This is a genomic window from Rhodococcoides kyotonense (assembly GCF_001645385.1).
GTDB lineage: Bacteria > Actinomycetota > Actinomycetes > Mycobacteriales > Mycobacteriaceae > Rhodococcoides > Rhodococcoides kyotonensis_B.
This window is the reverse complement of the sequence record NZ_LVHI01000037.1, coordinates 141,415-155,891: the sequence shown is the minus strand read 5'-3', so window position 1 is coordinate 155,891 and position 14,477 is coordinate 141,415. Positions and strand designations below refer to the sequence as shown.

Annotated in this window: 6 protein-coding genes and 1 pseudogene; 1 reads left to right on the top strand and 6 read right to left on the bottom strand. The window is 57.1% G+C overall.

Translation table 11 applies throughout. The features are described 5' to 3' along the window. Positions 1-143 precede the first annotated feature (143 nt). Positions 144-2,891, bottom strand: a complete 2,748-nt coding sequence (locus A3K89_RS25595; protein WP_084423935.1) for a P-loop NTPase — start codon at positions 2,889-2,891, stop codon at positions 144-146. Between the two features lie 441 nt (positions 2,892-3,332). Here A3K89_RS25595 and A3K89_RS21455 point away from each other — a divergent pair. Beyond that, positions 3,333-4,607 (top strand): annotated as a pseudogene (locus A3K89_RS21455) (ISL3 family transposase). A gap of 717 nt (positions 4,608-5,324) precedes the next feature. Here the strand turns inward: A3K89_RS21455 and A3K89_RS26745 are convergent. From A3K89_RS26745 to A3K89_RS21435, 5 genes are all read right to left on the bottom strand, one after another. Continuing rightward, positions 5,325-5,798, bottom strand: a complete 474-nt coding sequence (locus tag A3K89_RS26745) for a restriction endonuclease (protein WP_254303621.1) — start codon at positions 5,796-5,798, stop codon at positions 5,325-5,327. 285 nt (positions 5,799-6,083) lie between these two features. Continuing rightward, complete coding sequence (locus A3K89_RS21450; RefSeq protein WP_254303620.1) at positions 6,084-8,390, bottom strand: DEAD/DEAH box helicase family protein; 2,307 nt, start codon at positions 8,388-8,390, stop codon at positions 6,084-6,086. Positions 8,391-8,395: 5 nt separating this feature from the next. After that, complete coding sequence (locus tag A3K89_RS21445; protein WP_206030539.1) at positions 8,396-10,264, bottom strand: site-specific DNA-methyltransferase; 1,869 nt, start codon at positions 10,262-10,264, stop codon at positions 8,396-8,398. A gap of 28 nt (positions 10,265-10,292) precedes the next feature. Further along, complete coding sequence (locus A3K89_RS21440) at positions 10,293-10,970, bottom strand: DUF4391 domain-containing protein (RefSeq protein WP_068430407.1); 678 nt, start codon at positions 10,968-10,970, stop codon at positions 10,293-10,295. After that, positions 10,967-14,257, bottom strand: coding sequence for a helicase-related protein (locus A3K89_RS21435; protein WP_068430405.1), 3,291 nt, complete (start codon positions 14,255-14,257; stop codon positions 10,967-10,969). The genes A3K89_RS21440 and A3K89_RS21435 overlap by 4 nt, the downstream gene beginning before the upstream one ends. Positions 14,258-14,477 lie beyond the last annotated feature (220 nt).

The following is a 14,477-nucleotide window of genomic DNA, read 5'->3' as shown; positions in this document are numbered from 1 at the left end:
CACGGTCACTCGAAAAGTGCGCCTGGAATATCAAATAATAGCACACCAGGTCACACTTAGAATCCCTTCACAGCGTCCGCAGATGTGCAACTAACCGTCGCCGTCGCCCGCAGCACAGCCCAACTCGATTTCCAGGCTCTGGCCTACGCTACATTTGATTCCAAGCGTTTCAAACCCAGTAGGGCAGTGCCAGACCTGGGCAGTTGGCTAGAGTTCAGCCGCATCCTAGCCTCATTCGCAAAGCTAGCAGCATTTGCCTGTAAGTATTGAACACATCTATTCATTTCGCAATCCATCCACGACTGCAGAATAGCCGAATCTAGATCGGCAACTCGAATATGAACTTTGGCGGCTGCTAGACCTCTGACGTGTACCAGGAGGCTAAAGCCGACTTCAGGCAGTTCCTTTGCGATGCCACCTGCCTGCTTTCGAATTGCAAGTGAACAATCTATTAAGCTTTTTAGTCCGTAGGCCGCTTGCTCCGACTCTAGCTCGTACGGGAACCCATCGAGCAAACTGAGAAGCGAAAGCCCTAACCCCAACTGCGGTTCATCATTCCTCCTTGCCAACTGCGAATACTCGTTCAAGAAAATACGCAGAACACTACTAGTGTCATCAAAAGAGTCTAGATTCTGGGCAAGAGTGCCGAAGTTCTCAAAGGATCCCGCTGCGGCGAAGGCACGCGTTTGCGATGCGTAGTTTATGCGAGCTTGCAATAAGGCAGGATAACCAGCTACAGCTCCGGTAGCCGCCGCTCGAATCTCCGCCTCGTCTTTCAGCAGTTTCCCGATCAAGAAAGCGTCACGGTACTCATCAAGATTTACTTCGCGATCGCGTTTGCACGCCGCTCCCGCTTTAGCCACAACCATACATATGTGCGACATTCGCAGGCGCGTTCGCAAATCTTCCACGACTACTCGTGCAATCGACTGGTGTCTCGCATAAACGCGATTTCCCGCCAGCGAAATAAGCGCTTCACGACCGAGAATTTTGAGGATTTTTGCATCAAACAGTAGGTCTTCCGACGGGATCATTTTATTGATCACAGCACGCGACAATCCGCGCGAGAGGTTGCCATTGCGATCGAACATGTCCTGCATCAAGCAAATCGCCCCGAATACATCAGCAATCGTAACGTCCACCTCGTTCGACGCAGGAATTCGCATTAATTTGTCGACCAGATCGACTATTCGCTCTCGGAGACCCTGAGTAAAACGCACGTCCAAGACCGCACCCATGAGAGTGTCGTCTGCGACACCGTCTAAACTTGAGGCGGACGCTTGCAAACGCGTCGAGTACCGACTCACCACTTGATTCTTCGCGTCTTCCTCAATCTGGCCAAGTAACCCTTTTTCTACCCAGGACGACGCAATCGCATGCGCATCGGAATCTTTCAGACCATGGAATATGACCACCTCAAGCTCGGTGTGGACGGATGCGGCTCTGGGCCACCAAAGCCTATCTTGACTCGCTAACAAGAACGCGACACCACTCCCTGTACCAGCCCAGGCTCTGCGCGAAGAGCCGATACTGTCGGCGACCAAATCCGCATCGTCAACGCAGAGACATATCTTGCCGTACCTTTGCCTCGCCTCAGAAATCCATTCAGCAGTGAGTTGAGGCGCACCAGCCTCCCGCCAAAAAAATGTCCATTCTTCTTCAAACAATGAAGCCGCTTGCAGCGCAACTTGTTTCAGCGCAATTGACTTTCCCTCTCCCATTGGTCCAATCGCAACCGCGCCCCCACCACCACCAGATTCTAATACTTTACGAAGCTCACCAAGTAATTCTTGGCCACTTTCGAGCAATGGCCATTCTTCGAATACGGCGTCTTTCCACTGCGGTTGACCACCGTCTGCAAACGTCAGTCTATTGTCATCGGCGTTCCCATCGATTTTAACGGGGAGTCGAAAGTACCCTGGCGGACCGACAAGAGGTTCGCCATTGGTTCCACTGTCTGCAATCGCACCACTAAACAGCTCTAGCGCATCTATTCCAACGTATAGTGTGAATCCAGAACGACCATCTAACGAACCTAGAATCTCATTGTCAAGAGACTTTGTCGGATCTGCATCGTAAGCGGCCCAGCATAGCTCGCTATCGTAAAGGTCGTCCTCTTTGATGCATTCCTCCAGCGAAGACATGAACGCGTCGCGCCAACCTCCATAACCCACCGCCAGAATCAGAGCGTTCTGAAACATGTTCCGCACCAAGCGTGAAACGGCCGGCCGCGCTCGGGTTAATTGCGAAATAGTGTTAAGCGAGACGTTTGAACGCCAGAATCCATGAATATGCAAGATTTGACATGCGGTCTTTTCTGAGAGCTGCTCAGCATTCGGCACCGTGTCGAAGGATATGGGAACGGCTTCCGCAGATACCCCAATCTGACGCAGCGCGATTTCGATAAACGGATCGAAATTGGTAGTCACAATCGGGCCTCTTACGAGATCGGGAAGCCCGGCATAAAATTCAGCAAACCTTGCAGTAGCCTGCGGAATTTTCCAATCATGGTCCCGCTCGATCAATTTAGCGAACCCGATGTCGTTAATCGCCCTGGACTTTTCTTCGCGCGAGATCGACGTACAACAATCAAGCACCGACTCTCGAATTACCCGCTGCACCGCCTTGTCGCCCATTTGGTTTTTGAGAATTGCGGCGGCATTCTGGTACCCCAGGCCTGTGCCTATTAGAGGCGTTACTCGCTCGTCGAATCTAGCGCGACCTGCGGTAGACAGCATGTTACGAAACCGGAGAGTTAGGTCCTCGACTCCGGGCATGAATTCTACACTCAGTCCAGACCCTAAGATGATGACTAGTTTTTGATCGTCTTGCTGCGCTACAGCAGAAAGTCGAGCTGTTAAATCAACAACGTCGGGATACTCGAAGTCCACTGCGCTCTCCTGACTGCGACGTAACTCTGGGCTAGGCGATTCTAGTCACGGGAAACTGACCACGCGGTGCGACACACCGGCACGACTCACGTATGGATGAAATAGGTCTTAGCGCATTGCAACGCGCTGCCTCGCATACCCACCGGTGCTGGACTGGCTGTCGGATCTCACAGCAACCGATTCCGCTCGAAGCCGATGTGGCAAGCCCCTTGGTTCACGGCCGCAGACGGTCAGCGTACGCCGCGGTCGTGAGGTAACCAGCTCTTCCGGAGATGACGTGCAAGTGAGGGCGCGGTAGGCCCCGTTGGGTGGCGTGTCGTTGTGCTGAAGCGGGCCCCCGGAGTCCGAAGATGAAGGTTCCTACACGAACACCTTCGATCACCGGGGAGCCCTGCGTCCGAGAATACTGTCATCGTCGGCTCTGTCGTTGCAGACACGATCATGCGCACCGTCGAATTGGGTGTCACGATCGGCGACGCGGCGATCGACGGCGACACCACCGTCGTGTTCTGCGAGCTCATCACCTCTGGACCGGATCGGTGCCCTGGGTGCGGCACCGCCGGGAGGTACCGGGACCGTATCGAACGCAGAGTCGTCGACGTGCCCGTCGCCGGGCACCCACTACAGTTGCGGGTGCGCGTCCCCCGCTACCTGTGCACCGACGCCTCGTGCATACGGGAAGTGTTCTGTCACAACACCGATCGCCTCGCTCGGCCAGGATGGTCCACAACTCGCCGTTGCGCGAAGTACGTCATGCGTAGGCTGATGTCGGACCACACCACCGTCGCTGCGATCGCCCGTGAACTGGGTCTGTCGTGGGACACCGTCAACGATCGCAATCGATGCCACCACCGCACTCGTCGCCGCGGACACCGCTCGCTTCGATGACGTGCGGGTGATCGGGGTCGATGAGCACCGGTGGGCGCACACTCGCCGCGCGGCCGGCGACGGGTTCGTCACCGTGATCGTGGACCTGACTCCAGTCGTGGAGGGATCCGGGCCTGCGCGGTTGCTGGACCTGGTGCCCGGCCGGGCTGCTGCCGCGCTCACCGGGTGGCTCGACAGCGCACTCCTGCGTTCCGGACCGGGGTGAAAGTAGTGGCGATGGATGGGTTCGGCGGGTACAAGACTGCCGCTCTCACCGCAGTTCCGGACGCGATCGCGGTGATGGACCCGTTTCACGTCGTCGCACTCGCCGGGACGAAGCTCGACCTGTGCCGCCAGCGGGTGCAGCAGGACACGTGCGGGCACCGCGGCCGCACAGGGGACCCGCTCTACCGCACCCGGCGTATCCTGCGGACACGGCATTCGCTGCTGTCCGAGCGCCAAACTGCCCGTCTGTTAGCAACATTCGCCGATCCGAACCATATTCCGGTGGAGGTGACGTGGTCGGTGTATCAGCGGTCGATTTCTGCGTACGGGCAACCCGACCCGAAACGGGGATACCGAATTCTGACTCGATTGATCGACACGATCCGCATCGGCGTCCCGGACGGCCTCGAGGAGCTCGCCCAGCTCGGCCGCACGCTGCACAGACGGCGCGCGGACATCCTGGCGTACTTCACCCACCGTGCGTCGAACGGGCCGACCGAAGCGATCAACGGCCGGCTAGAAGCATTACGCCGCAACTGCCTCGGATTCCGGAACCTCACCCACTACCGCATCCGATCACTGCTGCACTGCGGCAACCTCACCCGAGCACTCGGTGCACTCTAAAACCGGAAGAGCCACTAAAAGGCGACCTTGGGCAATCGGCATCGCCACTCGTCGCTCGGCTACCTCACACCGGCGCGTGGGTCCCTCCCGCTTGCGGGGGCGTACGCTGCGCAATGCGCCCACAACCACCAACCGGTCGAGGGTTTCGAGATCGACTGAAACCAATCACACCGTGGCTCTAGAACGAGGTGGTCCGACTATCGGGGACCTGCCAGTAGAGGGGGTCGGGGCGCCCACTGTCGGTCCAGCAAGTTGTGCGACCGCCAGATCGAGCGCGAGGACCTGCGTGTTCGCGACTCCACCGTGTCATGCGAGATCCCCAAGAACGTCTCGAATAGCACCTTGGCTGTTCACGCTAACTGTCTACTCGGGCGAGCGGCTTTTGGCCCTAGCACGGCGAACGGCATCCCTCAGTTCTCGAAATAGTTCATGCGCTACTCACCCGTCTATACCGGATAGTCGGTTCTGACGATACACGGCCGGCATTTGTTCGGTCGAAACTGTCATGAGCATCTTGCATGTCTCCGCCGCTTGCTACCCACGTCAAAGTCAATCGAGTTACTTTGTCGCCCAACCGAACCGGGTGCGTTTGGACATTCTGCCTCGGCCTGCAGACCGCTGCTCAATCCGTCGCGACTATAGGGTTCAGATACGCCCCGGCGGCCAGCGAGGAGAGGCCGCCTCAATACACAAGGAGAGGGCGGCCATTCACCTCGGCTATTTCTTCACAAGCTGCATCAATTCGCTGTAGTTGGTGACGACATCGTAAGCGACGTCCTGGCCATTCTTCTCTCTGATAGTGGCGAAGAACTTACGTGCACATTCGATCTTGGCGTTCTCTATCCCTTTGAGCTGCAGGCTTGATAGTGAACCCTTTGTCTCGGCTACGAAGTACACATGTTTGACGCTGCCCTCGGTGAAGGCGATCGCCCAGTCTGGGTTGTAATCTCCGACCGGCGTTGGGATGGAGAAACCCCGCGGTAGTTTCGCATAGACCTCGACCTCGTTGCTAGTCTCGATCTCAGTCACAAAGTCGCGTTCTATTTTGGAGTCCGTGACAACATAGTCGTAAACGTGCTTCTTCAACTCCTCGCCGGCTTGCGCGAAGTCTTGCTTCGTTTGGTTTTCCGTAAAAATTGCCGAGTCGAAACGGTCTTGGAGAGAGTCGTAGGTCAGGTGCTCGACGATCACGGTGGCCTTCTGCTCGTTGATGAGCCGTGCGGCTTCGGTGATGAACTGCTCCGGGTTGAGCCGAAATTTCGCGAATGTCGCCGGTGTAACCCCTCTAAGGATTGCGGCCGCAGTACGGCGGGTGAGCTGTGTCTTCTCGGTGATCTCCCCGAGAAGGTCATATCTTACCTGGGAGCCTGCGCTAGCGGTCTCTGTGTGCGTCGTCGTATGCGAAGCGCCGAACGCTGCGCCACTCGTGAGGTCGCCAACCTTGAGTTCGTTGCGTTGCTGGCCGGCCTCAACGACTTACTGCATAGTGGCGACGTGGAGAAGTGAGTCCAGTGACCGAATGCATTTGTGGATTAGCTCGTTAGAATTGAACTGGACCTGGTAGACGGCTTTGTGGTTGATCCTGTTCCAGAGTTCCTGGAACTCCTTCTTAGCGAAGTTGGCTTCGTTGAGAGGAATTCTTTTCGGCTTGCGACTGTCCTCTCCGATGACTGTCACATCCAGATATAGTGCGTCCACGAGCGGGAGTGCCGCGACGATGAGCGGCTTGAGTAGCTCCGAGGTGGGTTCCGCGAGTGTGTCGGCGTCTTTTGCTTTCTTAAAAGCGTCAGAGACGGTGTCGTCAGCATTGAGGTAGCCGTTCTCCTCTAAGTATTTGTACAGCTCCTGCGCAAGTGCATGCTCGACCACGGACTCTCCCGCTGGAGTCTGAATGGTTTTTCCTAAGAAGAATTCGACGTTCGCTTTGCGAGGGCGAGACGAAAGCGATTGTGCGATCTCCTGCTGGAGCCCGGTGACGAAGTCGGTGTAGGACTCGTCAGTGACGACGGTCAGCTCGTTTATGTCGTGCACGATGACCGGGTTGTCCATGCGTACGCCGTGCTGATCGACCGCCAGGCGCAGGCCTCGGCCAATTTCCTGGCGGCGGGAAATAGTGTTTTCGCTCTTTTTCAGCATACCCATGACGAAGACGTTGGGATTGTCCCAACCCTCGCGTAACGCCGAATGAGAGAATAGGAAACGCACCGGTTCGTCAAGCGACAGCAGCCGTTCCTTGTTCTTGAGGATCAGGTCGTAGGCGTCGGTGTCAGTGGACTCGCCCTTGTCATCGCCCCGGCCGCTGACCCTGCCGTTGATCTGACGATTGGTCTTCTTGTCGATCGAGAAATAACCCTCGTGGACCGCACGGACGTCATCGCGGCGCAGGTACTCTTGGTACGCCGTGGTGGCATCGTCGAGAGCGAGTTCACCGAGTACCTCGTCGCGGATCAGCGCATACTCGTCCTCAAAACAGCGGGCGTAGTCGCCGAGAGTGTCCTCGCGGTCGTAGTCTCGATACTTCGCGACCGCGTCGATGAAGAATAGGGACAGCACCTTGATGCCCTGCGCGTGTAACTCGCGTTCCTTGTCTAGGTGCGCGCGGATCACCTCTCGAACCTGAATGCGGCGCTTCGTTTCCTCGGTAACGTCACTGTCAGCGAGCTGGCCGGCGACGACGACGTCACCATTGCTGAGTTCGATCACGTCCCGGTTGGCGTCGATGTCAGTGATGAAGAGGCCCCTATAGGCCTCGATACCGCCAGAGATCTCATGCAAGTTGTCACCCTTGTTGAGACGCTTGACCTGACGTTTGATGCCGATCTTCGTCTGAACTTCGATCTCGACCCGGGCCCTGGGTTTGGCACCCTTTGCAATCTCGATGGCATCGAGATACAAATATGCGGTCGAGCCGGCCAACCCCTTGACAGTGATGCCACGGACAGCGATCTTCTTGACCAGCTTCTGGTTATACGCGTCGAGGGCGTCGAGTCGGTAAATTTTGGTGTGCTCGACCTTATGTGTGGCCGAGTAGCGCAGCACCATCAACGCGTTGAATTCGGATAAGGACGCTAATGACTTGTCCGCACCGATTTTCTGCGGCTCGTCGATGATCACGATCGGTCGATTGGCCTTGAGCACGTCGATCGGGCGGCGGGACTGGAAGTCGTCTAGTACGTCATAAATGCGGCGGTTGTCCTTGCCGGATGAGTTGAACGCCTGAATGTTGATGATCATCACCTGTACACCGGCGTCGGCGCTGAAACGCTCTACCTCGTGCAGCTGGGACGAGTTGTAGATGAACGAGCGTGGCTTGGTCCCGTACATCTGTAGGAAATGCTCGGCCGTCATCTCGAAAGACTTCTTCACGCCCTCGCGAATTGCGACCGACGGAACGACGATGATGTACTTCGACCAGCCGTAGCGTTTATGCAACTCCATGATTGTCTTGATGTAGACGTAAGTCTTGCCGGTACCGGTCTCCATCTCGACATCCAAATTCGGCGCCCCCGGTGCCGCTTTGCTGTCTGTAACCTTGGTCGCCAGCGGAATATTTCGTGAACGCTGCACCTTATGGATGTTCTCCAACAGCTGGATCGCTGTCAGCGCGATCTCGCCGTTCCGCAGGCCCGAATCGGAGTAGATGGCCCTCTCACCTGTCCGCCGACGGTAGCCGGGATCGATCCTATAAGAGACGCCATCATTCCTAGGCTGACCGGCGAACACGTCGACCACTGAGTCGACGGCCATGGTCTGATACGGCTGAACCTTGAATTGAAACTTCATCGCCGTCAGATTGCCTTCACATCTGTGGTCGGGGATACCTCACGAAAGACCTGTTCCGCATTTATGCGGGCGTCATCCGACGCGAAACCTGAATCGCGAAACACTGCGCGTAGGGGTTGACGCTCAGCAATGAGATGCGCAATCTGGGGGCCGAGTTCCAGGTCGAAACAGGCGATTAGCGCACCATCCTCAACAATGAATACCTCATGCCCATCGATATGCTCCACCACGATGGGCATCGTTAACTCAAGACCCCAGTCGAGCAATACCTGGAATAGCAGGTCTTCGCCCGAGCGGTCCGCCTTTACACTGTCCTGCAGACCCGAGAGCGAAAGCTGATCGGTCTCGTCAGGAGTGCGTAGCACACCGGCCATATTCGTCGTGTCGACTTTGAGTGCACGGAAACCCGCATCAAAGCCACCGCTGGTTAGGCCGTATTCTTCGTGGATCTTCCGCGCAGCACGTCGGATGCGGTCAAGCGAAATCTTTGCGATCGACCCGTAGCCGGCCTTCGCCGCATCAGATTTTGGAGATGGCACTTCGCCGATCTGGACCATGATAAAGCGACGGTTCCCTGCATCAGCAGCGTTCTGCGCCATGGTGGCATGAGCCATGCTGCCCGACCCTGCGAAGAAGTCCAGGATCACCTCGTCTCGGTCAGGGTGAGTGGCGAGCTGAACAATTCTCTGCATCAATCGGACAGGCTTCGGAAAGTCGAAGTACGTAGGTCCGTCCTTGTCGAAGAGCGCTCGAACCTCCCGGGTCCCTTCCTGCGTGTGTCCAACCTCAGCGTTTGGCCACCATGTCCAAGCTGACTTACCATCTCGCTCGGCCAGATAGGTCTTTCGGCGCGGAATTCCTTTGCCATCTGGACCAAACCAAAATCGTCCCTCAGAAACCTGCGCTTTGTACTCGGATTCCACATTCATCCAGCAGCGGCCAGGCGGAGGGCCAACCTCTAGCCCAGAAGGTGTCACGATCTGGTACATCTGGTTGGGGCGATAGCCGGGCGCAGTAAAATCAGACGACACCCATGGACCGCGCGGGTCATTGTCCGGGTTTCCGAACGCTGCGCAGTCTTTTTCGTCAAGTGGCAGCGGGAGAAGCGCATCGGCGACGACTGCTGAGTCACGTGCATAGACAACAATGTATTCGTGTCCTGCACCGAGCCGCTTCCGTGCTTCGGGAGACGTTCTCTTCTGCCATACGATCTGAGCAAGGAAGTTCGATTCACCGAAGACCTCATCACAGATCCGACGGAGCTGCCCGATTTCATTGTCGTCAATTGAGATAAAAATTACGCCATCGTTGGCCAACATATTTCGCGCAAGTTTGAGCCGTGGATAAATCATACTGAGCCAATCAGAATGAAATCGCCCGTTTGCTTCAGTGTTTGCCATGAGTCGAGTGCCGCTATCATCGGTCTGACCGGACGCGTGTAGATATTCATCGACGCGCTGCGCGAACGAATCTGAATACACGAAATCGTTACCCGTGTTGTACGGCGGATCGATATATATCAGCTTGACCTTGCCGAGGTACGACTCCTGGAGGAGCTTGAGTGCGTCGAGGTTGTCACCTTCGATAAAAAGGTTTCTGGTGGTGTCGAAGTCGACGGACTCCTCGCGCACGGGACGGAGGGTTTTCGCGATGGGGGCGTTGGCCGTGAAGGCTGCGGCGCGTTTGCCTGGCCAGTCGAGCTGGTAGCGCTCCTGTGGACCTTCGACGACATGGTCCGACAACTCCTGGCGGAGGAGATCGAAGTCGATGGCTCTCCCCGGGTTACCCTCGGCGTCGAGCGTCTCGGTGACAACATTGGGGAACAACTCAGCGAGCTTGTCGACGTTGGCGTCGGTCAGGTCGGGCGATGTCATGCGTAACTTCTCCACGGGTTTGCTCTGTCTACCTTTCGACCAACACGGTCAGTTCAGCTTGCTTTGTCTTCAATGCGCGCCGCAATTCGACCTTGCGGTTGAACTGGGGTTCGGTGCGAAGTTTGCGTTCCAGCACGGCAATTTCGCGCTCGATCTTGCGCACCGATTCCAATCTCGCTGCGACCTCCGCGAGATCCTCACCCGGTCGTGCCGCCACCGGTGTCAGGGGCGCGAGAAGCGCGGTATAGAGGGCGGGCAGAGTGAGCGCGGTCGGGAGAGGCTGCCGTTCGCGCGGGCTCCGGGCGGGCTGCCAATTTGTGCTGTAGTAGGCGCCGATCTTCGGCGCACCGGAGCTGGGTTGCTTGTGCGCAGCCACCATCCGAGTGCTTCTGGCCTCACCAACGCCGCGATTGATCTCAAGGACAATCGGGAACGGGATCGCTTTGTCGATCGCGATCAGCACCGGATCGGAAACATCCTCGCCCTTCGCGTCGATCTCGAAGATTTGGATCTCGGGGACTGCGGCGCTGCCGGCCAGGTTGATCGTGGTTTCGGCGAGCTTGTATGCCCAGGTGATGCGCTGCACTTCGGCGATGAACTTTTCGCGTAGAGCGGTCGAAACGGTGCCGTGCTCGTAGAACTTCTCCTTGGGTACCCGCCGGCCGAACTTCGCAGCGTCCGGCCAGCGGTACAGCTGCTGACTCATCGACCGTCACCTGCCTGGTGTGACTCGACGACGGCGATGAACGCAATCAGCTCGAAGTCGTCGAGCCCGGCGATCGTCTGGGTCAGGGCGGTCGTCCGACCACCGGTGAAAAGGCTGTCGATGTCGCGTTCCTCGGTGACGTCGACCATCGAGTGGATCGCCTGGGTGAGGAGTTGCGAGTACCGGCTCATGTCCGTGCCCTCGCCGGTGGCGCCGTTGAAGATACGGACCACGTCGTTGACGGGCTGGTCGTAGGGCCGGCAGCCTGCGCGGATGAGATCGAGCAGACGCTTGGCCTCGGTATGATCTGCGATGACGTCGCCGCGCTCGTCGAGATAGACCAGGTAGTGCGGGTGCAGTCGGTTGCCACGGTTGCCGCTGTGTCCGGTTAGCTGCGACTCGTCGGCGTTGATGTTGTGCAGCGCGAAAATCACACCGGGTTTGAGTCCCTTGTCCGGGTCTGCCGGCACGACGGCGTGAAGGCCTTTCGGTGCGGTGGCCAAGTCGCCGTATTCGGTGAGGTACCCAAGCAGGTCCATTCGGAAGTCGTTGAGTCCGAGGTCGGTAATGGACACACCGGTGCGGACGTCTTCGAGTTCGATGACCTCATCCTGAAGTTTGCGCAGTTGCTGCTTACGGAACGCAGCGTCGGAGTCTTCGAGGGTAAGAACGTTGTCGTCGGCGGTGCCGGCGAGGTCGGCGATGACCATCCGGTTCTCGACGCGCTCTTTGAGGTTGATGTACTCGTCGAGGGAAATATCGGGCCAGAAGTTGACTAGTTGGATGCGGGTGTTGATCGAGCCGATGCGGTCGATGCGGCCGAACCGCTGCACGATCCGCACCGGATTCCAGTGGATGTCGTAGTTGATCAGGTAGTCACAGTCCTGCAGGTTTTGGCCCTCACTAATGACGTCGGTGCCGATGAGCACGTCGACCTCGCGTGTTTCGGTCGGCATTGTGAGGTGGCGCTGCTTCGAGCGAGGGGAGAACATTGACATGACCTGTTGGAAGTCGAAGCCGGTGCCCAATGTCGTCTTCGCGGCGTGGCCGCCCCCGGTGATCAAGGCCGTATCCAGCCCGACCGTGGCAAGCGTCGGTGCGAGTTCGCGGTAGAGGAAGTTCGCTGTGTCGGCGAAGGCGGAGAAGACCAGAACCTTGCGGTTGCCAGGGTTGATCGGGTGGGCGGCTTTGTCCTCGATGAGCCGCTTGAGTGCTTGAAGTTTGAGGTCACGATCCGGAGTGACCTTGCGCATCTCATTTACCAATACGCGGAGGGTTTCGCGGTCGTTCCACAGATCCCTCCGCCACGACTCGACGTCGATGTCCTCGAGGTCGATTTTGATCTTCTTCCCGAAAGTGAGTGCTTCGAGGTTCACGTCATTTTCGTCGTCTACATCCAGATCGAGCTCCGACAGGTCTGTATCGAGCTCGGGGGTGGAATTGTTATGGGCCTGCAGGCGGTCCAGTGTTCGGTCGACCGTGGCCTCAATCTTGGCGAGTGTCAGGCGGAAGGCATCGACCGAGCTCTCCAACCTCTTAAGGAGGTTGACGGTCATAAGCTGCTTGAGGCCACGCTCGCGTCCGCGTTGTCCCAGATTGGCAGTGGCGCCGGGCGCGCCAACGCTGTAGAGATCGTCGTACTTCCCGATCCGGCTGGGGAAGACATAGGCGAGCGGGGTGTAGACGGCGAGGGTAAGCAGCTGGAGCTGCTCGAAAATCTCATTGAAGCCGGGCACGTCTGGCAAGTCGGTAAGCGGTTCGCGGATCGACTTCGGTGGAAGCCGGTTCGGGAACGCACCAATCTCGCTCGTGTCATAGAACGCCTGAATGTGCTTGCGAGAACGGGCAATAGTGACCGCGTCGAGTAATTCGAAAAAATCGAAGTCGAGCATCTGCAGAATGCGGCTGGACGTGCGGTCGTCCGGGTGGAGCTTAGACCATTCGTTGAACACCGTCTGGGCATCTTTGAAGACCCGCTCAACGGTGGTCGACATGTTCAGGTGCTGAGCTAAGTTCTCTGACTCACCCTCATAGGCGAGCTGGAGTTGATTCTTTAGATCGTTGAATCGGTTGTTAACAGGGGTGGCTGAGAGCATCAACACCTTCGTCTTCACGCCCTCACGAATGACTTGGCGCATGAGGCGTTGGTAACGAGACTCCTTTTCCTCTGCGTAATCAGCATTACGGAAGTTGTGAGACTCGTCGATCACGACCAGGTCATAATTGCCCCAATTGACCCGGTCCAGCCGCAGCCCCAGGGATTCGCCGCGAGTTCGTGACAGGTCAGTGTGGGCTAGCACGTCGTAATTGAACCGGTCACCGGCGAAAATATTCGTCGTCAGGTTCGCGTTGTAGTTTGTCCAATTTTCGGCCAGCTTTTTTGGGCATAGCACCAGCACCGACCTGTTACGCAGCTCGTAGTACTTAATTACAGCCAGCGCAGTGAACGTCTTACCGAGACCGACGCTGTCGGCAAGGATGCAGCCGTTGTATGTCTCGAGCTTGTTGATTATTCCGGTCGCGGCGTCGCGCTGGAAATTGTAAAGACTCTGCCATACTCTCGTGTCGAGATATCCGGTGCGGTCGTTAGGCAGCACGTCGTCACTGATGTCGTCCAAGAATTCAGCGAACAAGTTGTAGAGAATCAAATAATAAATTCGCGCTGGGGCGTTTTCCGCATAGACACTCGCAATGTGGTCATAAACAACCTGCGTGACATCGTCAAGTTGGTCAGCATTGTTCCAAATTTGATCAAATAGCTGGATATACTGCGTTGTCATTGGCGCATCGTCAACCCGGTGCACCATATTCGATACCGAATTGCCGCGTTCGTATCCGAGGTCCGCTGTCGTGAATCCTTGCAGGGGCATGTATGCGGCGCGGTCATCAACGACCGCGAACTGTTGCATCCGACTGTCTGTAGCGTTGGACCGGAATGTCGCCTTTCGACGTACCCAGTCCGCACACTCTCTTGCGATCGCGCGCTGGGTAAGTTTGTTCCGGAGCCGAACCTCGAACTCCGATCCGTAGAGACTAGACTCTGCACGCTCTGCTGGGATAAAGAACTCGCGACGTTCCTTACGCAACTTGTCTGTCACTTTTTCTGTGACGAACGAGGGCGACGTAAAAATGAAGTCTAGTTCGGAAACCTGCTCCAATTCCTCACGCAAAGCTTCGAACGCGAAGATCGAGAACGTGGAAGCCGCGATACGCACCTTCGTCTGAGGCGTGATCTCAGTTTTGAGATCGTCCCCAAGTAAGTCATTCACATTATCCAAGATGCGCATACTCGACCCCTTTCCGTAACTGCGAGAAACGTCGCGCGACCGCTTGGCGCCCTGTTGCCAGCATCTCGGATCGACAGTGTGCGCACGTGGTCGGCCCCTTAGAGCAAACATGACTGCCCGCCCATCTGTCGAATGAGCCCTCGGTGCCGCTGCTGCATGTGACGGCGCTAACAGGGAGGATCCATGCCCCTGCCACGTGCACCTCTCAATCTAGTCGAGC